Source organism: Pectobacterium polaris (assembly GCF_002307355.1).
GTDB lineage: Bacteria > Pseudomonadota > Gammaproteobacteria > Enterobacterales > Enterobacteriaceae > Pectobacterium > Pectobacterium polare.
The window spans coordinates 3,564,923-3,587,653 of the sequence record NZ_CP017481.1 but is presented as its reverse complement, the minus strand read 5'-3'; the positions used below and the strand labels follow the sequence as shown (position 1 = coordinate 3,587,653).

The following is a 22,731-nucleotide window of genomic DNA, read 5'->3' as shown; positions in this document are numbered from 1 at the left end:
TCATTAACCGCCAATAATGACCGTGGGACATCCAAGGGTGATTGTTCCGCCGTGGCTGGTGGTGTCGCCCATTCTCGCCGCCGGTTTGCTGCCAATCAGCACCGTGGCCGATCCTTTGACAATAGTTGAGGGCGGTCCAACGCAGGTGCAGCTATCGCCGATAACCGCGGCGGGTAACGAGCCAATTAACACCGTGGGGACGCCTGGCCCGATAATGGGCCCGCCGACGTGAGGAATAGGGGGCAGCGCCGGGGTTATCATCGGGCATATCTGTAGATCCGTAATTCTTGCAGCAAAGGGCATATATCAACTCCGTTTGTCGCTAATTAATTTTGACCAGGGCGCCTTTGACGGTCGTAATGCCCGAGCAGGAGAGTTCTGCGGTTGCCGTTCCTTTCAGCGTTAACCCTGTGTTGGCTTGCGCGGAAACATTTAACCCGGAAATTTTGGCGTCGCCGGTGGCCTTAACGGTCGTATCACGCGTGGAGCTAATATTGACGGCCCCTTTGGCTGAGATAGTGATATCTTTGTTGCTGGTGATCGCAATACCGCTTTCATCCATGCAGAAAACATTACTATTCTGGTCGCTCAGGGTGATTGATTTATTTTTATCACTGATAACGATAGCGTTGCCGTTAGGTGTTTTTAACGTCATAACGCTGTTCTCGTCGTCAAAAATAACTTTCATTTTGCTTTTGGTGACCAGGGTCTTGATATAGTTGTCGGACGTGATCTCTTCCGGCATTTTATTTTTGCTGCTATAGAGCGAGCCCAGAATAATCGGGCTGCTGGGATCCTGGTTGATACAACCGACGATCACTTCATCACCCACTTCCGGGATGAAAAAATTGCCGAAGCCTGAGGATGCATACCAGCAGGCCAGCCGCGCCCAGATTAAATTCGCTTCGCTGTTTAGCGTCGGTAACTTCACCTGGAGGCGATAGTTTGAGTCCGGATCGCCATCCAGTTTGGTTACCACACCGATTTGTAGCCCATCGACGGGCGGCAGGTATCCTGAAGCTGGTGGTGCACCTATATCACGGTGATCCGCTGACCACATCGGTGACATCCCCAGTTCGGCCGTGGTGATCCACTGACCATTTTCGATGCTGTGGTGAACGCCGCTAACATAATGTGAACCGTTGTAGCGTTCACCCACGCCGGCCAGTTCAAGTAAACCGTTGATGGTAGCGCTGGCGTTTCCCTGGAAAGTGACGCTGCCGCGTACCTTACTCAGCATCGCTTTGACCTGCTGACCACCCGCCCAGCGCGTCAGAGAGTCGGTGCTCAAGGTAGAGGAGGTTTGCAGAGTGTAATCACTGATGCCCAATACCTTTGCGAGATCGCTGCTGGTGAAATTACCCTGCCCGGAGATGGATTGCGCTGAACCGGTGCCCGTCACCATGCTTTGCTTCGCCGGATCCCAGGCGGTAGCGGTGACGGAGCTGAGCTGATTTCGGGCGTCTACTTTTGCCGAAAACGACATTAAATCGGTTCCATAGGTCACGACCAAGGCCGCGGCAGCGCTTATTGCTGGCTTATCAACCGTCACCTTATTCGACTGGTTGGTGACCACGAAGCCATTTGCCTCCGCCCGGGTAAGAATAAAATCCCAGTCGGTGCTGTTAAACTGAACCAGTTCGGGGTGAGATTCGCTAATGCTGCCGACGGAGGCCGTGATGCTGGAATATTTTGCCAGCAGGCTACTGATAATGTTGCTGTCGGATTTAGCGAGAAAACATTGACTGTGTTTAGCAATCGTCAGCGCAATGGCCTGATCTTTACAGACAACGCTAAGGAATGAGCTGTTATTTAAAGTGATTTCTATCCCATGGCTAATAATAATACCGGCAAAAATCTCTTTTTCATCACTGGCATAGCCAGCGGAAATAGAAATGGTCGCACCCGGCTTAAACGTATCGGCATCGCTGATATCAAAGCGTTGTGTCGGCATATCGCCGTCGCTAATGGTTATCTCAGCGGTGGCAATATGATTCACCTGATAATGAATATGGATTGCGATAACACCTATGGAACTATCAATCGCTTTGCCACCCACTTTAATGATGTAGGTGGTGACACCAGAACTGTTATTGTTTAATGGAGAGGTAGCCATAGTTAACCTGATGTCTAAATTAACGGTGGGAAATAAATTTTTGTTCCGGGCTTAATCTGTCTGGCACTGGCCAGGTTATTCGCCCGGGCAACGTCAATGTAATAACTGCTGTCGTTATAGATCTTATGGCAGATCATGGGGAGGGTGTCTCCCGCTTTGAATTCAATGATATGCGTTAAATCGGGGGAGGACTGTTTTTTTAACGCACTTTTTTCTTGTTGCGTTAAATACTTGGCAAAGCTAAGCGATACCGTAGCGCGCAGCGGATTGCCGGAGGAATCGAAGAGCGAGTAGCTTATACTGATGGCGGTCAGGCGCCCCTGGAAGTTTACAGATGTGCCCCACGCAATCACGACCGGATTAGGCTCATGCTGTTCACCATGATAGGCATAAGTGACTTTTTTTAGCGTAGCCAGCTGTTTCTGCACGGTGTTTGTGCTGGTTTTTCCGGTGACGCCCGTACCGTCGAGCAGAAGCTCGAAGTCCAGCTTCTCGCTTTCATAGCCTTTAAACACCGTAGTTGGCGAGATATCACCTTGCTGTTGGGGGCCTTTATCCGTGTAGGAAATGCCAAAGTTATGCTTAATACTATTAGGATTTAACGTCGCCGAAAATGTCTGGGCAACGGTTCCCTTAGCCGTAATTGACTTTATTGTTATTTTTTCCATGCTGAATTCCCTTTGTCTAAATCATTTATCTTTCTCTTGTTTCATCAGGTGCGGGCATAAAGTGATAAGGGCGAACGGTGACTGGCAAATTATCTTCAGGATCAACGCCCGGTTGAGCGGAACCGTATGACGGCGTTTTATTATCGTCGTTGATGGTTTGTGATTTAATCACCAGCTGTTTTATTTCTAATGGCACAGTTATAAGTTCCTTTTTAAATGATGAAAGCAAATTTCAATTTCCTCAATCGCGATGTCATTTTGCGTTGAGTTGAAAGGTGCCATCTTCAGCTTGACCGGATAGGCATTAGAGGCCGTCCAACTTTTGCAGGTCGTTCCTTTCTCATTGAGCAAATTGATCGAGACGCTTTTTGTCTGAATCGGTTTTGAAAGCTCATCATTCAAAATATCTAGACACCAGCTAAGTAGCTTCGACGCTTTATCCGTTACCGCGCGTTTGAGCGTTAAATTGCTACTTTTTATCGCCTTAGGCAGATGGTAAACCAGGTTATTTCCTCCTTCACGATACTCTTCGGTTTCTATCTGGAACTCCAGCCCGGAGACTTCCTGAAAGGCTGTGTCATCGGCACAGCCACTGATAGAAACGCTGAAGTAGAAAGCGGGAAGCGGCCAGTCACCATCACCCTGAGCAGCACCCGTACCTTTTGCGGTTACCATGATGATACTTTCCCCATCCCGAGAATAAGATTTTGCTCAACACAAGAAATCAAACGGCGATTTCTAAGCCTTCATGGGCCAGCTCAATGGTTTCAACCGCCACTTCATTACTGTCCGACTTTAAATCGGTGCCGGTAACTTTGGTGGGCCAGGCGTTTTTTAACTTCCAGCTCATTACCGGTGCACCGCTTTCATCCAGCAGGTTGATGGTGACGGCGGTTCGGGCAATCGTGTTCATTTTGATCTTCGAATACCATTCGTAGAACTTGTTATCACTTTTAAAAATACCTTTCTTAAGCGTGACGTTGCCGCTTTTGATCAAGCCAGGCATTTTTATGGTCGAAAATACCGGGCTATTACCTGCGCGGTATTCGATGGGCTGTGCTTCTAAATCAAGTCCTGATACTTCCTGAAATGCTGAAACCATCCCCGCGCCAGCGCCGCCATCCCATTTCACTTCGAAATGAAATTTCGGCATTGGCCATACGGTATCGGACTGCGCTGAACCATCATCTGCCATGGGAGTCTCCTGAAAAAGCTATCTACGTTATATTTGACGATATTGACTGCTAACCACCGGGTCATGCAGAGGTCAGAATCTAGGATTCCTGCATTTTTTGCTGGAACGTGATTTCGATAAATTCAGCCGGTCGAACCATCGCAACCAGAACGGTAATTCGCAGAATGCCTTCCAGAATATCGTTGCCGGTCATTGTCTTACCCAAACCCACGCTCACGTTGTATGCTTCACCCGGCGTGGAACCGGCTAATCCGCCTCGTTTCCAGATACCGTACAGGAAGTTACCCAGCATGCTTTCCATTGAAACCCAGGTGTTGGCGACATTCGGCTCAAAGACATAGGCTTTCGAAGCCAGCTTAATGGACTCTTCGAGCATAATCATGGTGCGTCTGACGTTGATATAGCGCCAGTCCAGGCTGTTGCCATCAAGGGTTCTGGCTCCCCAGACCAACGTGCCTTCGCCGATAAATGGCCGAATGGCGTTGATTGATTTACCCTGGGTGGTGACGTTCAGATCTTCTTGTTCGTCATCGCTGATATTGACGGTCGGGGAGACCACTGCATTAACGCTGACGTTGGCAGGCGCTTTCCATACGCCGCGAGAGTTATCGACCATGGTATAAATACCGGCCATCGCCGCAGAGGGGGGCAGAATATTTTGCTGGAATTTAATGTCCGCCATAACGGTTTGGTATAACGGACTCATATTCGACAGGATCTTATGCAGTAGCACCGCATCCGGTCGCGAAACGTCAGCGCTGAGCCTGGCTATTTCGTCGAGCATCGCCTGTTTGCGCGTCGCTCTCAGCTTGTTACCACCGGTACTGAGTTCTTCTTCCGAAAGGCCGTCCAGGTCGCTGAACATTGCCGCAACTTCTGCGTTCAGCAGCTCAGCAAGCTTATCGACATTGCTGATGTTGAGGAAACTGACATCGCTGTCCTGCACGATGGAGGTGTTGAGCCACGGATAATAAGCGGCGGAGTAATCGAGATAATTGGTGCCGAGCTTGGAGCGGAAGTTTTCGATACAGTCACCGTCAGGATGCTGGCGGTCTTTATAACCGTTCCAGACATCCAGAATAGCAACGCGGTTTCTCATCTTGCCGCCACAGTGACCAAGCATGGCCTGCTCGACGTTAATACAATCGTCTTCAGCCAGCTGTATTGCTTCAGGAATAAGCAGCATGGTGGGTTCTGGTTCTTTGATCAGCGGCAGAATACCGCCCTTCAATGCGGTTGCATCGATATCATCAGAATAATTACCTACCGAAACGATATAGCAAGGGCCACCGCCATTTTGAAAGAAAAAAAGCATGCTGTAGTAAAGATGATGGCGGGTGTTTGATTGGGCTATCTGGTAGGTTTTTCCTGACTGCTTAAATGCTTCGCGGGTATTGGCATCAGGAGGGGTACTGATTTCGGATATCTCAAATAAATGTTGAGGTTCGCCGCCAAAATATTGACGATATTCCGACATGGACGTAATGCGCCATCCTTGATTGCTTAACGATTTACCACCATTATCTGCTTTTTCCGTATATCCAATAAAGGCGGGAACCGCAGTGGCAACTTCAACAACAGAGTTTGGGAATGCGTTCTGCTCAACAATATATACGCCAGGTGTTTTCATTACGCCCATAGTTTGGACCTTCATGTAATTGATTGGCAACCATGCCCATCTGTTAACACACAGAAAAAAGCGCTGTAAAGAAAGGCATTCAATTAAGAACTATCTGATTAACTATTGATATGTTTGGTATAGCGGTTGCCGTGTTTCCTGTCAACTGTCACTGGCGAGAAGTTCTGATGACATTTTTAATTTTTACCAATATAGACATTCCACCGTGCGGGCTTACCCTGATAGCATTATGCTATGCGCATATGATTGATATAAGAGGAATATATTCCCTTTTTGTCAGTTGACGTAGATATGGGCGATGGATGTTTTAAGCCCTTCGACAATGAATGTTGAAATATTGTCTGGCAGCGGCAAGGGAAGGGACTTAATCATCACGCTGTTAACGTTCCGCAGCGTGAAGGGTTCGGCATAAGTTTTTCTTAAGGGTATTGGATTGTTGGAAAGAAAAACTCTTGCCGTTTTATTAGCAGCCTGTTCATTTTCTTGCTCGGTAAACGAGTGGGGTATATTAAGGTTTTTTTTACCGCCGAACGAAAATATATAATATTTCCAATAGGCCGAGATAGCATTGAAGCGAACCCTGATAGCTTTTTTTTCTAAGCTGCAGTGAGATTTTGGCAGAACGATAGAGAGTATGCCGATAAGATTTTTGTTATGGGTTATTGCGCCATCACCGGCCGTTATTGCATTTAATTGGTTCACATCAACCCAATGTTCTGCAGTGATATCCAGTTCGGTGCTATCGGTAAATTCGGCGCTTAACATGGATATATCAAACATGTTGGGCATTTTTGTGATGTTTCTGAAACCGGGGTCAGCGCTGACAAGATAAAATCTTAAGGTCAATTCCTCTGTCTGATCGGCTAAATCGCTAAACCGTTCAGCATCAACAATCAGTTGAGCAAACCCCTGGCTTGATTTCAGCAGGATGCCATATTGCCGGAGTAACAATACGCTTTCCCGATCGGGAACGAGATCAATGGGGCCTAATCCATTGCTGCCGGCATTGTAATATTCATGCAATACGTTGATTGCTAAGATTGACTGATAGTCTGCCATTTAACGATCCCTTTTGGCCATCGTGGTATCTGACAAATGGATGTTACCCACCTGATTGAGAATAGACTCACTATCCGGTATCAGCGCCCTTACACGATAGTTACAGGACGGCAGATAGTGTGAGCCGAATATTCCCCACATATGATTAAGCTGATCGCCCGGTATGGATTCCAGCTCCATGTTGAGCTGTTCAATGTTTTTCGGCAGGTCAGGGGAGTTTTGTCGATTGAAACTGTTATGACGGTTGAAGAATGCCAGAAAATGGGAAAGAACCTTTAACCCGTCAGAGTAATGGCTGGTACTAAAATTCGCCGCCACTGTCACCGTCATGGTGATAAAAAGGGGTTGTGAGGCGATGGCTGTTCTGTTGCTGTTGTGGTTGTGCTCCGGCCGGTAATTTTTTGAAAACACGTCTTTTTCAATGTTGCTAATGAAAATGAGGATCTTGTTTTGTATTTTATCTGACTTTGAGCCATCGAGGTCCGTTGGCGGTGAGACAATCACCAGATCATCGGTTAAATCAAACACATTTTTAACCGACTGGTTCATCCTGTCTTTTAAGTATTCCATGCACAGATCGAGCATAAGATGTTCCTGATTAAGAATAGAAAATGAGATTCCGAACCGGCTTTTATAGCTATAACGCATTTATTGGAAGTTTTACAACCTTAAACGATGCTCGGTGTAACTTCGTTACAGGAGGATGGTTGTTTACTGACGTTGCCGCCGCTTCATCATTGTGCTTTGAGCAACGTCTCTTCCCTCAGGCGTGCAGGTATTGGAAGAATGACTTAAAAGGGTTGAAAATATTGCCAATGCAAAGAGCCTGCTATAATGGAGACGGCGCGCACGTTTCAGGAAAAATACATACACTACAGGATAGCTAACGAAGAGAGCCTCTAACATTACTAAATAAAATTAGAAAGGGTTTGAGATATGTATAAACAAGCTGAAAAGTCGAAAAATCGTAAAGGTAAAGCTGTTGATGATTCCGTTGCTCAAAATAAAAGTAACGGCAAGCAAGGGTTTGAGTTTGTGGATAATCGGCCTGAGGTTATGTCTCAAAGAAAACTGAAAGAAACTGGCAATAGAACATTATTAGGTGCGAGCGCACAGTTGAAGAGTAAAGAACACACTCATGGGTGTGGTTGCCCGTCATGCACTAATAGTCATCAGCCGTTACAAACAAAAAAAGTATTGCATAGTGGAACGGTTCAGAGATACACAACGGTTTCCATTAAAGATAATTGCGGTGAAAATGCCGTTGGTAAAAGTGGTAATGAGAGTTCTACGCGAAATACTTTTGCCAAATGGCCGGATCTCAAAAATAGCTTTGAAAAAAATGTACATCCCAAAGATATGCCAAAACTTGATGAAGACGGGAAGGATACAGGGGAAAAATATTCACGGAATGGATACATGTGTGCGGAACCCAATGCGTTATCATATTTATTACACAAGTATAATTATGTGAAGCATCCTTTAAATAGTGCATGGCTTGCCGGGATTGAGTTTCCGGAGTTAGCTATTGATAATAAAACAGGCCAAAAAATAAAGCCATGCCCTGTTTGTTCGCAGTGGGTATCAGATAATGCACCAATGAAAATAAGCGCGCTTGATGGTGGTTCTTTTACAAATCAGGCCCAACTAGAAAATGAGAAAAAGCTTGCCCTTGAGGAACATCTCCGCCAGGAGCAACAGGCTGCAAGGCTACTGAAAAAAGAACGACTGGCACAGGGGAGAGAGAATGCTAAAAAGGTGAGTGAGGCCAAGTCGGAGGTGATAAAAGAACTACGAACAATTGACGCCGCTATTATATTTGCTTTGATAGATCCCATCCCTAAAAAAGAAGCTGAAAAATGGGGGATTAATGGAAAGAAGAAAAAATTAGATACGAAAAAATTGAAAGACTTCACGGATGACTGTATTTTAACGTGGATAATGGGGTTAAAAGAAAGTGATATCGATGAAATTGAAAAATATAAAGATTTTAAAGATAACTCTGATTTTAAGAATGAATTTAAAGAATGGGCGGCGAAAAATTTAAAATAAAGATAATCACCCTGGTGAAATTCAGAAAATTAAAATGATTTCTGGCGAATTTGTTATAACGGCGTGTCATCATTACCGCTGGGTTTATATCGCAGGCTCTATGTCGTTTTCCGGTATGTCTTTGTGGAGTCGTGGGGAGTCGGCACCCCCCATAAAACCTATACCTCTCTTTGTAATTCCGCCTGGCTTAACGATGGCGCTGGCCCTGGTTCTTTTCTTTATGCTGCTGGCCCCTCCGGGGATCTCTGTGCTGAAGAGGTGAGCTCGAGGTGGTTTTCATGAAACGCCGCCAGCGCATCATGGTGGGCGACGCTGACAATCGCCGAGTCCGGCAGTCGGGCGCACAGCATTTGATAGATGAGCGTTTCAGTTTGCGGATCCAGCGCGCTGGTGGCCTCGTCAAGAAAAATAAACGCTGGCCGATGCAGTAACACCCTGGCAATCGCCACACGCTGCTGCTCTCCACCGGACAAACGGTATTGCCAGCGATCCTGGGTATCCAGCAGGCCGGTCATATCCGGCAGCGCAGCATCAACCAGCGCCTGCCGACATTGTGCATCGCTGAAACGGTTTTCATCATCGGGATAACAGAGTACGCCTTTCAGGGACCCGCCTGGCAGATAGCTTTTTTGCGGCAGAAACAGCATCGATTGTCCGCGTGAGAAGGTGATCTTACCTGCGCCGTGCGTCCACAATCCCGCACAGGCGCGCAGCAGGGTGCTTTTGCCAACGCCGGAAGCTCCCTGAATAATCCAGCGCTCTCCGGGTAAAACCTGCCAGAGATCCAGCGTCGTTAGCTGCCGGTTATCCGGCGTCAGCAAACGCAGATCGCTGCAGCGAAAACCGCGTATATCCTCCTCGTCACGGTGGATATCAGAAATATGCTGCTCCGCCTCGTTGAGTGCCGCTTCCATATCCCGAAGCCGGTTAGTTAACGCCAGCCAGCGGGTGAATCCCTGATAGGCCTGCATAAAATAGCTTAATGTTGCGCCCAGAGAGCCGTAGGCCATCTGGATGCGCGTCATATCGCCAAAGGAAATCTCACCGCGCAGCAGCTGGGGCAGCGCCAGCAGCGTGGGTACCGGCGAAATAAAGTGGGAAAACAGGCTCTGCCCGAACGATACATTGAAACCGCGCAGTATCACCGCCAGCGCATTCGCCCGCACGCGCATAAAGCGCTGCGTAAGGCGTTCGCCTTCGCGCCGTCCGCCGCGATAAAAGGCTATTTGTTCCGCGTTCTCTCTGACCTGTACGCCAAGAAAACGAAAATCACCCTCGGCATTTTGCTGCTGCATATTGAGGCTAATCAACGATTTGCCCAACCAGTGGGATATCGCGACCTGCATAATAATGGTGATATAGGCGGCATAGACCATATAGCCCGGAAGCGATATCTCACTGCCCTGCAACGAGAAGCGCAAAGTGCCGGAAATCGACCATAACAGTACCGTATAAGCATATCGAGTCGGCGTGTTTTGGTAATTTCGGCCCAGTCTTTCATCTGCAACCACTCTTTGGCAATCAGCTCAAAGGTGTTAGATGCGTCATTGACCTTGCGGATTTTATCGAACTGGCGAGCCTGTGCCGCGTTGAATCCCTGTGCCACTTGCTCACGCGCTTATTCGCATTTCTCCTACACCTCGGTAAGTTTTACTGCTGGGTACTCACCTAACGCGAACATACTGGATTTTCCGTTGAGTTTAAACCGATAGCGCCATGTCTTTTTGCCGTTGGGTTTCACTACGAGGTAGGGGGGCGTTTAAGTTATTTATTATACCGTTATTGTACTCACTTAAAATGAAGATGGAAGAATGTTGTACTCATCCATGTACTCATTTTTGACAGCGTTGTTACGAGATGAGTTGAGACGTTATGAAATGAAAAATCCACGCAATTGCGTGGATTTTATAGTTTTTGCGATACTCATGAGATTCAATAAAACCTCATGAGACAACAAACTTTAATTAGACGTTGAACAGGAAGTTCATCACATCGCCATCTTTTACGATGTATTCCTTGCCTTCTGAACGCATTTTTCCGGCTTCTTTCGCGCCTTGTTCACCTTTGTAGGTGATGAAATCTTCAAAGGCGATAGTTTGCGCGCGGATGAAGCCTTTTTCGAAGTCGGTGTGAATCTTACCGGCGGCCTGTGGGGCGGTGGCGCCGACAGGGATGGTCCAGGCACGAACTTCTTTCACGCCAGCGGTGAAATAGGTTTGCAGGTCCAGCAGTTCATAGCCCGCACGGATTACGCGGTTCAAGCCCGGCTCTTCTAATCCTAACTCAGCCATGAATTCTTCACGGTCAGCATCGTCCAGTTCGGCAATATCCGATTCAACGGCGGCGCAGACGGCCACAACGACAGAACCTTCAGCGGCGGCGATTTCGCGCACTTTATCGAGATATGGATTGTTTTCGAAACCGTCTTCGTTGACGTTAGCGATGTACATCGTTGGTTTCAGCGTCAGGAAGCTCAGGTAGCGGATAGCTGCTTTATCTTCATCGCTCAAATCCAGCGAGCGCAGCATGCCAGCGTTTTCCAACTGTGGTAAGCATTTTTCCAGCGCAGCCAGCTCAGCTTTAGCATCTTTATCGCCGCCTTTGGCTCTCTTCTGCACGCGATGAATGGCGCGTTCACAGGTATCGAGGTCAGACAGTGCTAATTCAGTGTTGATGACTTCAATGTCATCAGCTGGATCAACTTTGTTGTTTACGTGGATGATGTTGTCGTTTTCGAAGCAGCGTACAACGTGGCCGATGGCTTCTGTTTCACGAATGTTGGTCAGGAACTGGTTACCTAAACCTTCACCTTTGGACGCGCCTTTTACCAGACCGGCGATATCAACAAATTCCATGGTGGTAGGGAGGATACGCTGCGGCTTAACGATCTCAGCCAGCTTGTCCAGACGTGGATCGGGCATCGGCACTACGCCGGTGTTCGGCTCGATGGTACAAAACGGGAAGTTGGCCGCTTCGATGCCGGCTTTGGTCAACGCATTGAACAGAGTGGATTTACCGACGTTAGGCAGCCCAACGATACCGCATTTGAATCCCATGTTTATATCACCTTAAATAACTTATTAATCAGGCAATTACTATCTCTTGCCTGTCAGAATGGAAATATTTCGGCCGATTATACACGGAATGGCGATTTATCTCGATCTGCCATCCGCATTCTGACCAGATTATGCCGCTTTAAAGGCATGCAAGCGGTTCATCGCTTTGATCATGTCTTCTTTCATCAGGATTTCTGTGCAGCGCACGGCTTCGTCAATGGCATCGTCGATCAGCGTCTGCTCACTCATTGGCGGTTTACCCAGCACAAAACCGGTCACTTTGTTTTTATCGCCCGGATGGCCGATACCGATGCGTAAACGATGGAAGTTTGGGTTGTTGCCCAATTTACTGATGATGTCTTTCAGACCGTTATGGCCGCCGTGTCCGCCGCCCAGCTTAAGTTTGGCAATTCCCGGTAATAAATCCAGTTCATCGTGTGCAACCAGAATTTCATCAGGCTGAATGCGGTAGAAGGTGGCCATTGCCGCGACGGCTTTGCCGCTCAGGTTCATGAACGTGGTGGGAACCAGCAGACGTACATCTTGCCCAGCCAGATTCAGGCGGGAGGTGTAACCAAAAAATTTGTTTTCTTCTTTCAGCGGCTGACGGTAAGCATCCGCCAGACGATCGACAAACCAGGCGCCCGCATTATGGCGAGTGGCGGCGTATTCAGCGCCGGGGTTCGCCAGGCCGACAATTAATTTAATGCTGCTCACGGTATATTCCAGATTACGTGCTTAAACTGACGCAGGGTAGCGTGATAACGAGAGCGCTAGTTTACACACCGTATGAGGTATAGCCAAATATCGGCGTTTAAATGTAAAAATATTGTTATTTGTTTAGTGATGTGATTATTCGGATTTTTGTCTATTTGTTTGTTTAAACGTAAAAAAATATTAATCATTCCCCTTATCTGTGATCCCTCCCGCAATCATCTAAGTACATTATTGTCTATAATTACATCAATAATAAGACAGTAAACAGTAATGGCACTCCGATTCATCCACAGAATTAATCTGGAGGTGGCAGATGAAACGCAAGAACGTGACAGTACTAGGTAATATATTGATGGGTATCGGGATGATCATGATGATTGGCGGCATCGGTTTTTCTATCGCCAGCCAGTTCCCGAAACTGAATGTTCCTGAATATATGACTTACATTGATCTGGTCAGTATTTTTTCTGGTGCAATATTTTGGTTGGCGGGGGCGCGTATTAGCGGGCGTGAAGAAGTCGCGGATCGTTACTGGTGGGTTAAGCACTTTGATAAGCGTTGTCGCCGCCAGCGTCATCCATAATCGTTAATGACGTCATTGTGGTGTTAATGAACATGAAATAATAGAGCCGCTGTAGCCTCGCTATGGCGGTTTTTTGTTTTATAGAAATAAGAAAGCCACCTTGTTACAGGTGGCTCCTTCATTATCGTTTTTGAACGGTTACCCGATCAGCAGCGATTAATGTTCAAACATCGCAGAAATGGATTCTTCGTTGCTGATACGACGAATCGCTTCGGCCAACATCCCGGACAGCGTTAGCGTACGAACATTCGGCAGTGAACGAATGTTTTCCGCCAGCGGAATGGTATCGCAGACAATCACTTCATCAATTACAGAGTTCTTGATGTTCTCGTAAGCATTGCCTGAGAAGATCGGGTGTGTGGCATAAGCGAATACACGTTTAGCCCCACGTTCCTTCAGCGCTTCCGCCGCTTTGCACAGCGTGCCGCCAGTGTCGATCATATCGTCAACCAGCACACAGTCACGGCCAGCGACGTCACCGATGATGTGCATCACCTGAGAAACGTTGGCACGTGGACGGCGCTTGTCGATGATCGCCATGTCGGTATCGTTCAGCAGTTTAGCGATTGCGCGGGCACGCACAACGCCACCGATATCAGGAGAAACCACGATCGGGTTTTCCAGATTCTGTTGCAACATGTCTTCCAGCAGGATCGGGCTACCGAATACGTTATCTACCGGGACATCGAAGAAACCCTGAATCTGCTCAGCGTGCAGATCCACAGTCAGAACACGGTCAACACCCACGCTGGACAGGAAGTCAGCAACGACTTTCGCGGTGATTGGCACACGTGCGGAACGCACGCGACGATCCTGACGGGCATAGCCGAAGTAGGGGATAACGGCGGTAATACGTCCCGCGGAAGCGCGACGCAGAGCATCGACCATCACAACCAGTTCCATCAGGTTGTCATTGGTGGGTGCACAGGTGGACTGGATGATGAAAATATCACCACCGCGTACATTTTCATTGATTTGCACGCTGACTTCGCCATCGCTAAAACGACCGACAGCGGCGTCGCCAAGGCTAGTGTACAAACGGTTGGCAATACGTTGTGCTAGTTCCGGGATGGCGTTACCAGCAAAAAGCTTCATATCAGGCACGAGAAGAACCTCAGGCTTGCGTCCAGAGAAATATTGCACCTGCCAAGCAAGGAAAAACAACAGGTACAACATGCATACGGGTGTATGAATTAAGTTTGCTACAGACTGGCCGCATGGCAGCCGGTGTGTGGCAAAACCTAACGTTGCCCAGAAAGCGTACGGTGCAGCGGAGAGATATTAACACCTTTCGCGACGAAACCGTTTAACCATTCCGGGGCCTGGTCAAGCACCTGACGGGCTGCGAACTCGGTGTCAAACTCTGCAAACACACAAGCCCCCGTTCCAGTCAGGCGCGCCGGGGCATATTCTAGCAGCCATGAAAGTAGCTGTTCAACCTCACGAAAACGTTTTCTTGCGATAGCTTCACAATCATTGACGAAGGTCTGGTTTAATAAAGTTTCTAAATCACGAATTGGCGAATTCCGCGTCAACTCAGGATCGCTGAAAATCAACGGTGTAGCAATACTCACGCCAGGGTGAGCGACCAGATACCATTTTTCTGGCGGATTTGCCGGGGTTAACCGCTCGCCAATGCCTTCGGCAAAGGCAGAATGCCCACGAACAAAGACGGAAACATCCGCCCCCAATTGCAGCCCCAGTTCGGCCAACGTATCCACGCTCAGCCCGCTTTGCCACAAATGGTTGAGGGCGACCAAAACGGTCGCTGCATTGGATGAACCGCCGCCCAGCCCGCCGCCCATCGGCAGACATTTCTCAATACTGATGTCTGCGCCGAACTGGGCAGGGCGAATATTGTCGCGTTCGCAGTGTTGCTGTAATAAGCGTGCGGCGCGGACGATCAGGTTTTGCTCGTTCTCTACACCGTCGACAGGGGTAAGCAGGTTAATCTGGTCGTCATCACGCGGCCGAATCGTCAGGGTGTCACCGTAATCCAGAAACTGGAATAGCGTTTGCAGCAGGTGATACCCGTCCTCTCTCTGGCCGGTAATATAAAGAAACAGGTTCAGTTTGGCGGGAGCAGGCCATGTCTCGATAACCGTCGGTTGCATCGCTTATTTAACCATCCAGTTATTCATCTTCAGCTTAATACGCTGTTCGCCCTGGACCAGTTCCAGACTGGTTGGCAGCGGAGGCGTTAACTCAGTGTTGTAACTCTGATAGCTGACATTCCAGTTTTGGTTGCCCTGATGATAGGTGATGGTTTTCAGCAGATAGCGTTCATCCAGCGTGAATTCGGTGGCATCGCCTGGAATGCCGAGAATCCACTGGCGCAGATTGTTCAGCGGGATCGCCATGCCGGTCAGTTGCTGAATCATGTATTCGGCATCTTTACCCACGTAACGCTTGCCCTGATTGTCGGTGATTTGCACGCCGTCAGGCTGGGCACGCAGTTCTAATTCGGTGCTGCCGAGCGGGTTGGTCAGCAGCAATCGATAACGCTGCGGCGGTGTGTCCTGCCAGAAGAAATTGGCTGATACTCTTTTACTATCGGAGATATAGGCAAAAGCGCCGCGCGTCTGGTATTGGCTGAGCTGCTGGACCTTTTGTTGATGCTGCTGCCACTCTGGCGAGGTGGGGCTTGTACCCGTTTGGGTCGGTTGATTAATGCTACAGGCGGCAAGCAATACGCTGGCTAAAGGCAGTAAACGCAGGCATCGGACGGTTTTGGTTGGCATGTCGGTCGTATCCTGTAATGAACGAAGTCCGTGAAATACGTCACGCTAACGGGCTTACCGCTCAGCGTCAATGATTGTTATTCGTTAATGGCGTTTATTGTTTTTTGTCAAAAAGTGACTACCTCAGACGAGGTGTATCGCGTGCTGTCGCTTTTATTGCACTCCTGCATCAAGTAGAATGCGGTTCAAACGAAATCCATACTAAGACCGGTATTACTCAGAAACAGCCAATGACCCTGCTTGCGCTTGGTATTAATCACAAAACCGCACCGGTTTCTCTGCGTGAACGTGTTGTGTTCTCACCAGATAAACTCGGCGTGGCCCTCGACAGTCTGCTACAGCAACCGCTGGTGCAGGGCGGCGTTGTGCTGTCTACCTGCAATCGCACGGAACTCTACCTTAGCGTTGACGAACAGGAAAACCAGCGTGAGCAGCTGATTCGCTGGCTGTGTGAATACCATCAATTGCGCCCGGAAGAAGTCAACGGCAGCCTGTACTGGCATCAGGATAACGCCGCCGTTAGCCATTTGATGCGTGTTGCCAGCGGTCTGGATTCTCTGGTGTTAGGCGAACCGCAGATTTTGGGGCAGGTGAAGAAGGCGTTTGCCGAATCACAGCGTGGTCATTCCCTGTCCAGCGAACTGGAGCGGCTGTTTCAGAAATCCTTTACCGTCGCCAAACGTGTTCGTACGGAAACGGATATCGGTGCCAGCGCAGTGTCAGTGGCGTTTGCTGCCTGTACGCTGGCGCGGCAGATCTTTGAATCACTATCGGATGTCACGGTGCTGCTGGTCGGTGCCGGAGAAACCATTGAACTGGTCGCTCGCTATCTTCGCGAGCACAAAGTACAGAAAATGGTGATTGCGAACCGCACCCGTGAACGCGCACAGGCGCTGGCAACGGAAGTGGGCGCAGAAGTCATCACGCTGGCTGAGCTGGACGAACAGCTTGTTCAGGCTGATATCGTGATCAGTTCAACGGCAAGTACGCTGCCGATTATCGGAAAAGGGATGATGGAACGGACGCTGAAGGCGAGACGGAATCAGCCAATGCTGATGGTGGATATTGCGGTGCCGCGTGATATTGAGCCGGAAGTCGGCAAATTGCCGAACGTTTATCTCTACAGCGTGGACGATCTGCACGCGATCATTCAGCATAACCTCGCGCAGCGCAAAGCAGCGGCGGTGCAGGCTGAATCTATCGTGCAGCAGGAAAGCTCCGACTTCATGGCGTGGCTGCGTGCGCAGTCCGCGGTGGAGACCATTCGCGATTATCGCGCTCAGGCCGATGAGCTGCGTGCGGAAATGACGGCCAAGGCGCTGGCTGCCATCCAACAAGGCAATGACGTTGAAGCGGTGATTCAGGAACTGACACACCGTTTAACCAACCGTCTGATTCACGCGCCGACCAAATCCCTTCAGCAAGCCGCTCGTGACGGCGACCAACACCGGTTACAAATTTTACGTGACAGCCTTGGGCTGGACTAGCATTCATCTCTATTACAGGATTTAACCGCCCGCATGAAGCCTTCTATTGTTGCTAAACTGGAAGCGTTACAAGAACGCCATGAAGAAGTCCAGGCGTTACTCGGTGAGCCCAGCGTCATCGCTGATATGGATCGCTTTCGCGCGTTGTCGCGAGAATATGCGCAGCTCACTGATATTACCCGCTGTTTCCAGCAATGGCAGCAGGCGCAAGAGGATCAGCAAACCGCAGAAATGATGCTGGACGATCCTGAAATGCGCGATATGGCTCAGGAAGAGTTGAAAGAAAGCAAAGCAACAATTGAAGCACTGGAGCAGCAGCTTCAGGTGCTATTGTTGCCGAAAGATCCCGACGATGAGCGCGGCTGTTTTCTGGAAGTGCGCGCCGGAACGGGCGGCGACGAAGCAGCGATCTTTGCCGGTGACTTGTTCCGTATGTACAGCCGTTATGCCGAATCACGCCGCTGGCGTGTTGAGGTGGTAAGCGCCAGCGATGGTGAACATGGCGGCTATAAAGAAGTTATCGCTAAAATCTCCGGCGATGGTGTGTACGGCCAGCTCAAGTTTGAATCCGGCGGTCATCGCGTTCAGCGCGTTCCCGCGACGGAATCGCAAGGGCGCATTCATACCTCGGCCTGTACGGTCGCTGTGATGGCGGAAGTGCCAGAAGCGGAGATGCCGGACATCAACCCGGCAGATTTACGCATCGATACCTTCCGCTCTTCTGGCGCGGGCGGTCAGCACGTCAATACCACCGATTCCGCCATCCGTATTACCCACTTGCCAACCGGTATTGTCGTGGAGTGTCAGGACGAACGTTCACAGCACAAAAACAAAGCCAAAGCGTTGTCGGTGTTGGGGGCGCGTATTCGTGCCGCAGAAGTGCAGAAACGTCAGTTGGAAGAAGCGTCAACCCGCCGTAACCTGCTCGGCAGCGGCGATCGTTCTGACCGTATTCGTACTTATAATTTCCCACAGGGAAGGGTGACCGATCACCGTATTAACCTGACGCTTTACCGGCTGGATGAAGTCATGGAAGGGAAACTGGACACGCTGATTCAACCGGTCGTGCAGGAATACCAGGCCGATCAACTTGCTGCATTGTCCGAGCAGGAATAATGACGTATCAGGATTGGTTAATCTCTGCCACTGCGCAGCTCGCGGCAGGAGAAAGCCCGAAGCGAGATGCGGAGATTTTACTGGGCTTTGTGACTGGCAAGTCCCGTACGTTCCTGCTGGCGTTTGGTGAAACTGAGCTGAACGCGGCAGAACAGCAGCAATTAACTGAACTGCTGGCGCGTCGTGAACAGGGAGAGCCCATCGCCTATTTGATCGGCGTGCGCGAGTTCTGGTCACTGCCGCTGGCCGTTTCACCCGCCACGCTGATTCCTCGTCCCGATACCGAATGTCTGGTCGAACAAGCCTTGCTACGCCTGCCTCAAACGCCGTGTGCCGTATTGGATCTGGGTACCGGAACTGGCGCGATCGCGCTGGCGCTAGCGAGCGAACGGCGTGATTGCCGGGTGACTGGCGTTGATGTTCAACCCGATGCCGTTGCGTTAGCGACAAAAAACGCCCAGCAATTGGGGCTCGATAACGCCTGTTTCTTGTCCGGAAGCTGGTATTCACCGCTTGATCACACGCGCTTTGCGCTTATCGCCAGTAACCCACCGTATATTGATGCGGATGATGTGCATCTGTCGCAGGGCGATGTCCGTTTTGAACCTGCCAGCGCGCTGATTGCCGCTGATAACGGACTGGCGGATCTACGTATCATTATTGAATCCGCTCCGCAGTATTTAGATGCCGGTGGCTGGCTGCTGCTAGAACATGGCTGGCAGCAGGCTGACGCGGTGCGTCAGCTCTTGCAGGCCCGAGGATTTACACAAATAGAAACTTGTCAGGATTATGGTGGCAATGACCGCGTGTCGTTAGGACGCTGGTCGGATGCCCCAATTTATTAGGAGCAATGGACGTGATAACTCTTTACCCAGCCACGATATATCTGCATCTGGCAACGGTTGGCATCAGTATTTCCCTGTTTGTGATTCGTTTTTTTTGGCTGTGCCGGCAATCCGCTATGCTGCAACAGCGCTGGGTGAAAATCCTGCCGCATATTAACGACACCTTGTTATTAATCAGCGGTATTGGTTTAATCGTTCTCAGCCATACGTATCCGTTTACTCCCGAGCAAAGCTGGCTGACGGAAAAACTGTTTGGCGTTATCATTTATATCCTTCTTGGCGCTATCGCCTTGGGGAAACGCCCCCGTAGTCAGAACGTTCGCTGGCTGGCGTTTGTATCTGCTTTAATATGCTTTGGTGTGGTCGTGCTGTTGGCACTGACGCAGTCACCGTTGCTGATGGAATAATTATGAGTGCTATTGCTGATTTTGAATTCAACCAGTCACTGCTAAGTGATGGTGTCGTGTTGGTTTCACAGGCGATTCGCCGCGACTTTCCCGCTCAGGATGTGCGGCAAAATCTGCAACAGCTGGTTGAGAGCGCCCGAGCCGCTATTCCTGACGGCCTTGAGCAAGATCTTCAGCTTGAAAAACTGATTGAGCTGTTTTATCACACCTGGGGATTCGGTGGTGCGGGCGGCGTTTATCGCCTGTCTGATGCGCTGTGGCTGGATCAGGTGCTTGAATCTCGTCAGGGCCTGCCTGTGTCGCTGGGTATCATCTTTTTGCATATCGCCAATGAACTCGGTCTGCCGCTGATGCCGGTGATTTTCCCAACACAGTTGATTCTGCGTGCCGACTGGCTTGATGAAGAGATGTGGCTGATCAATCCGCTAAATGGCGATACGCTGAGCGAACATGTGTTGGAAGTGTGGCTGAAAGGTAATATTGGCCCGTCAACTCGTCTGCTGGATGAAGATCTGGATGAAGCCGAGAATGTCCTGATCGTGCGTAAAATGCTCGACACGCTGAAAGTCGCCCTGATGGAAGAAAAACAGATGGAGCTGGCGTTGAGAGCCAGCGAAGCGGTGCTGCAGTTTGACCCGGACGACCCCTATGAAATCCGCGACCGCGGCCTGATTTATGCTCAACTGGATTGCGACCACATTGCGCTGTCCGATCTCAACTATTTTGTTGAACAGTGTCCGGAAGATCCAGTGAGTGAAATGATAAAAGTGCAGATTCACTCGATAGAGCAGAAACAGATTGTCTTGCATTAAAAAAACAGTCTTACATTAAGAAACCGTTTTGCAGTAATGCTACGTTAATTTATTTCCCGACATGAAGGTAAAAGTATGACGAATAAAGTGGTCAAGATAGGGGATATCCCAGTCGCCAATGATCTGCCTTTTGTGCTGTTTGGCGGCATGAATGTTCTTGAATCACGCGATCTGGCGATGCGCATTTGTGAGCATTACGTCACGGTCACGCAGAAGTTGGGCATTCCTTACGTGTTCAAGGCGTCATTCGATAAGGCTAACCGCTCCTCGATTCACTCTTACCGTGGTCCAGGTCTGGAAGAAGGGATGAAAATCTTCCAGGAACTGAAACAGACCTTTGGCGTAAAAATTATCACTGACGTGCATGAATCGCATCAGGCCCAGCCCGTTGCTGATGTCGTTGATGTGATCCAGCTTCCTGCGTTTTTGGCGCGCCAAACCGATCTGGTGGAAGCGATGGCGAAAACCGGTGCGGTAATTAACGTGAAAAAACCGCAGTTCGTCAGCCCGGGGCAAATGGGTAACATCGTCGATAAATTTATCGAAGGTGGCAACGATCAGGTGATTCTGTGCGATCGCGGCAGCAACTTCGGTTACGACAATCTGGTTGTCGATATGCTGGGCTTCAATGTCATGAAGCACGCTTCTAACGGTGCGCCGGTGATTTTTGACGTGACACATGCGTTGCAGTGCCGCGACCCGTTTGGTGCGGCGTCCGGTGGCCGTCGTGGACAGGTCACTGAATTGGCGCGTGCCGGTATGGCCGTCGGTCTGGCGGGGCTATTCATTGAAGCTCACCCAGATCCTGCGAATGCGAAGTGTGATGGTCCATCTGCGCTGCCGCTGGATAAGCTGGAACCGTTCCTGCAACAGATCAAAGCGATTGACGATCTGGTGAAAAACTTCCCAGAGCTGGATACCAGCAAGTAATCTTACTCACAGTAGATTGATTGCTGATGTAAAAAACGTAGGGAACGTTTTTCAACGTCGCTTGCGACGGCCCGCAGGGTGGAGGGCAGGACGCTCGCCATAAAAAAACCCGCGATATCGCGGGTTTTTGTGTTTATAACGTTCGTCGTTTTCTACGACACAGCACGATGGCTGTTATTTATAGAGATCCGCGCTGATGGTCATGTTGTTGCCTTTGCCTTCCCACTGTCTGGTGATGTGGTAGTACTTAGCACCTTTCTCACCTGCACGTTTAGCAACAGCCTCGGATATTTGTGTAATATTGGTGTAGTTACCACGGAACTGAATGGAGTCGAAAGGCACCATCTGTGCCGCTGTGGCCTTGTTCAGTTCCTGGATTTGTGTGCCATCAGATAGCGTTACCGTGTAACGTCCACCTTTCGAGGATTGCGTTTCAAAGAAGTTGCCCACGCTACGGCTGGGGCTATCAGAGTAAGCAACGCCTGGGATTTCTACTTTCGCTGCCTCTGCACCACCGGCAGCCAATGCAGCGCGACCCGCGTCAGAATCAGCAGGGATCGCATCAGGTCTCTGAAGCTGACGTTTTGGCGCATCCGCTTTATAGATAAAGGCGGTAGCCCTTTGATTAGCACTATTCGAGTTCACATCAACCTGGCGAACGATGTAGAACGAATCGGCATTTTTCTCTTTTGCTGCTTTCGCAATGGCGTCGATCAGATCAGGCTGAGTGCTGAATAAACCGCTCACCGTGACGGTGTCATAAGGCTCCAGCAAATAGGCAGCATCTTTCGGTAGCTCTTTAACACCGTAGACGGTGCGATATTGCACGTTCTGTTTCGCTTTAGGGGCATCTTTATGGTACAGGTCGACCGTGACATTCCAGTAGTCGCCTGAATTCGTATCCGTCATAGACTGCACATAAAACGACTCTGCACCCAGCTTGTCGGCGCGTGTTGAGGATGCCGCGACCGCTTCATTGATCGCGTTAAAACGCCCCTTAAATGTAATTCGCTCAAAGGGTTGCAGGGATTTTGCTTGCTCAGGCGTAAGTTCCTGCGCAGCCTGCGCTGAAAATGCCGAGAGTGATAACAACAATGTAGATGCAATAACAGTAGTCTTCAGCTTCATAAAAAATCCTTTCGCCTTCCTGCCACTCGAATTATTTAAGGTATAGCAATCAACCTGTAACGGAATAGGGCTGATTATCGCACGGAATAAATTCTTGTGCTTTAGCATTTTCAGCGGGCTGAAAAGCCATGATGCTTCGGCTCGCAACAAGAAAAGTGCTAATAATAACGGTTAATGATT

The 22,731-nt window shown here is 49.4% G+C and carries 24 protein-coding genes and 1 pseudogene; 8 read left to right on the top strand and 17 right to left on the bottom strand.

What is annotated here, in order from left to right; genetic code table 11:
- Positions 1-3: 3 nt before the first annotated feature.
- The 9 genes from BJJ97_RS16210 to BJJ97_RS16175 all read right to left on the bottom strand — a co-directional run bounded on the left by BJJ97_RS16210 (position 4) and on the right by BJJ97_RS16175 (position 7,262).
- Positions 4-303 (bottom strand): PAAR domain-containing protein, encoded by a 300-nt coding sequence (locus BJJ97_RS16210; protein ID WP_095994599.1) that lies wholly within the window; start codon positions 301-303, stop codon positions 4-6.
- A gap of 19 nt (positions 304-322) precedes the next feature.
- Positions 323-2,116: a type VI secretion system tip protein VgrG gene (vgrG, locus tag BJJ97_RS16205; RefSeq protein ID WP_095994598.1), complete on the bottom strand. Its 1,794-nt coding sequence runs from the start codon at positions 2,114-2,116 to the stop codon at positions 323-325.
- Between the two features lie 14 nt (positions 2,117-2,130).
- On the bottom strand, positions 2,131-2,784 hold the full coding sequence (locus BJJ97_RS16200; RefSeq protein WP_095994597.1) for a CIS tube protein: 654 nt from the start codon (positions 2,782-2,784) through the stop codon (positions 2,131-2,133).
- A gap of 25 nt (positions 2,785-2,809) precedes the next feature.
- Positions 2,810-2,980, bottom strand: coding sequence for a hypothetical protein (locus tag BJJ97_RS22105; protein WP_157910785.1), 171 nt, complete (start codon positions 2,978-2,980; stop codon positions 2,810-2,812).
- Between the two features lie 2 nt (positions 2,981-2,982).
- Positions 2,983-3,459: a phage tail protein gene (locus tag BJJ97_RS16195; RefSeq protein WP_095994596.1), complete on the bottom strand. Its 477-nt coding sequence runs from the start codon at positions 3,457-3,459 to the stop codon at positions 2,983-2,985.
- A gap of 49 nt (positions 3,460-3,508) precedes the next feature.
- Complete coding sequence (locus BJJ97_RS16190) at positions 3,509-3,979, bottom strand: phage tail protein (protein ID WP_095994595.1); 471 nt, start codon at positions 3,977-3,979, stop codon at positions 3,509-3,511.
- 79 nt (positions 3,980-4,058) lie between these two features.
- Positions 4,059-5,618: a phage tail sheath family protein gene (locus BJJ97_RS16185; protein WP_095994594.1), complete on the bottom strand. Its 1,560-nt coding sequence runs from the start codon at positions 5,616-5,618 to the stop codon at positions 4,059-4,061.
- Between the two features lie 276 nt (positions 5,619-5,894).
- Positions 5,895-6,677 (bottom strand): hypothetical protein, encoded by a 783-nt coding sequence (locus BJJ97_RS16180; protein ID WP_095994593.1) that lies wholly within the window; start codon positions 6,675-6,677, stop codon positions 5,895-5,897.
- On the bottom strand, positions 6,678-7,262 hold the full coding sequence (locus BJJ97_RS16175) for a DUF4255 domain-containing protein (protein WP_095994592.1): 585 nt from the start codon (positions 7,260-7,262) through the stop codon (positions 6,678-6,680).
- Positions 7,263-7,613: 351 nt separating this feature from the next.
- Here BJJ97_RS16175 and BJJ97_RS16170 point away from each other — a divergent pair, with 351 nt between their 5' ends.
- Positions 7,614-8,729, top strand: coding sequence for a hypothetical protein (locus BJJ97_RS16170; protein ID WP_095994591.1), 1,116 nt, complete (start codon positions 7,614-7,616; stop codon positions 8,727-8,729).
- A gap of 218 nt (positions 8,730-8,947) precedes the next feature.
- Here the strand turns inward: BJJ97_RS16170 and BJJ97_RS16165 are convergent, their stop codons facing one another.
- The 4 genes and pseudogenes from BJJ97_RS16165 to pth all read right to left on the bottom strand — a co-directional run bounded on the left by BJJ97_RS16165 (position 8,948) and on the right by pth (position 12,502).
- Entirely contained in the window at positions 8,948-10,240 is a 1,293-nt protein-coding gene (locus BJJ97_RS16165; RefSeq protein WP_227003529.1) for an ABC transporter ATP-binding protein/permease, read from the bottom strand.
- Positions 10,150-10,479, bottom strand: a pseudogene (locus tag BJJ97_RS16160) (Arm DNA-binding domain-containing protein); the annotation flags it as partial. The pseudogene BJJ97_RS16160 and the gene BJJ97_RS16165, both read right to left, overlap by 91 nt.
- Positions 10,480-10,693: 214 nt before the next feature.
- Positions 10,694-11,785, bottom strand: coding sequence for a redox-regulated ATPase YchF (ychF, locus tag BJJ97_RS16155; RefSeq protein WP_039480662.1), 1,092 nt, complete (start codon positions 11,783-11,785; stop codon positions 10,694-10,696).
- 129 nt (positions 11,786-11,914) lie between these two features.
- Positions 11,915-12,502, bottom strand: coding sequence for an aminoacyl-tRNA hydrolase (gene pth, locus BJJ97_RS16150; protein ID WP_095994590.1), 588 nt, complete (start codon positions 12,500-12,502; stop codon positions 11,915-11,917).
- 313 nt (positions 12,503-12,815) lie between these two features.
- Here pth and ychH point away from each other — a divergent pair, with 313 nt between their 5' ends.
- A complete protein-coding gene (ychH, locus tag BJJ97_RS16145) occupies positions 12,816-13,085 on the top strand; it encodes a stress-induced protein YchH (protein ID WP_095994589.1) in 270 nt (89 codons plus the stop codon).
- Positions 13,086-13,241: 156 nt separating this feature from the next.
- Here ychH and prs read toward each other — a convergent pair whose 3' ends face one another.
- The 3 genes from prs to lolB form a co-directional block, all read right to left on the bottom strand.
- Positions 13,242-14,189, bottom strand: a complete 948-nt coding sequence (gene prs, locus BJJ97_RS16140) for a ribose-phosphate diphosphokinase (RefSeq protein WP_010274915.1) — start codon at positions 14,187-14,189, stop codon at positions 13,242-13,244.
- Positions 14,190-14,326: 137 nt separating this feature from the next.
- Positions 14,327-15,199 carry a 4-(cytidine 5'-diphospho)-2-C-methyl-D-erythritol kinase gene (ispE, locus tag BJJ97_RS16135; protein WP_095994588.1) on the bottom strand — a complete coding sequence of 291 codons (873 nt, stop codon included), beginning with the start codon at positions 15,197-15,199 and terminating at the stop codon, positions 14,327-14,329.
- A gap of 3 nt (positions 15,200-15,202) precedes the next feature.
- The gene (gene lolB, locus BJJ97_RS16130; protein ID WP_095994587.1) at positions 15,203-15,826 is read right to left on the bottom strand and encodes a lipoprotein insertase outer membrane protein LolB; all 624 of its coding nucleotides are present in this window, start codon (positions 15,824-15,826) and stop codon (positions 15,203-15,205) included.
- 230 nt (positions 15,827-16,056) lie between these two features.
- Between lolB and hemA the strand changes: the two genes are divergently transcribed.
- From hemA to kdsA, 6 genes are all read left to right on the top strand, one after another.
- The gene (hemA, locus tag BJJ97_RS16125) at positions 16,057-17,313 is read left to right on the top strand and encodes a glutamyl-tRNA reductase (RefSeq protein WP_039496291.1); all 1,257 of its coding nucleotides are present in this window, start codon (positions 16,057-16,059) and stop codon (positions 17,311-17,313) included.
- 33 nt (positions 17,314-17,346) lie between these two features.
- Positions 17,347-18,429, top strand: coding sequence for a peptide chain release factor 1 (gene prfA / locus BJJ97_RS16120; RefSeq protein ID WP_095699512.1), 1,083 nt, complete (start codon positions 17,347-17,349; stop codon positions 18,427-18,429).
- Entirely contained in the window at positions 18,429-19,274 is an 846-nt protein-coding gene (prmC, locus tag BJJ97_RS16115; protein WP_095994586.1) for a peptide chain release factor N(5)-glutamine methyltransferase, read from the top strand. The genes prfA and prmC overlap by 1 nt, the downstream gene beginning before the upstream one ends.
- A gap of 5 nt (positions 19,275-19,279) precedes the next feature.
- Positions 19,280-19,681: a SirB2 family protein gene (locus BJJ97_RS16110; RefSeq protein ID WP_010304660.1), complete on the top strand. Its 402-nt coding sequence runs from the start codon at positions 19,280-19,282 to the stop codon at positions 19,679-19,681.
- A 2-nt stretch (positions 19,682-19,683) separates the two neighbouring features.
- Complete coding sequence (gene sirB1, locus BJJ97_RS16105) at positions 19,684-20,493, top strand: invasion regulator SirB1 (RefSeq protein WP_010304662.1); 810 nt, start codon at positions 19,684-19,686, stop codon at positions 20,491-20,493.
- Between the two features lie 75 nt (positions 20,494-20,568).
- On the top strand, positions 20,569-21,423 hold the full coding sequence (gene kdsA / locus BJJ97_RS16100) for a 3-deoxy-8-phosphooctulonate synthase (protein WP_039480687.1): 855 nt from the start codon (positions 20,569-20,571) through the stop codon (positions 21,421-21,423).
- A gap of 174 nt (positions 21,424-21,597) precedes the next feature.
- On the opposite strand, the gene ydgH is transcribed toward kdsA, so the two are convergent.
- A complete protein-coding gene (gene ydgH / locus BJJ97_RS16095) occupies positions 21,598-22,551 on the bottom strand; it encodes a DUF1471 family protein YdgH (protein WP_095994585.1) in 954 nt (317 codons plus the stop codon).
- Positions 22,552-22,731: the final 180 nt, after the last annotated feature.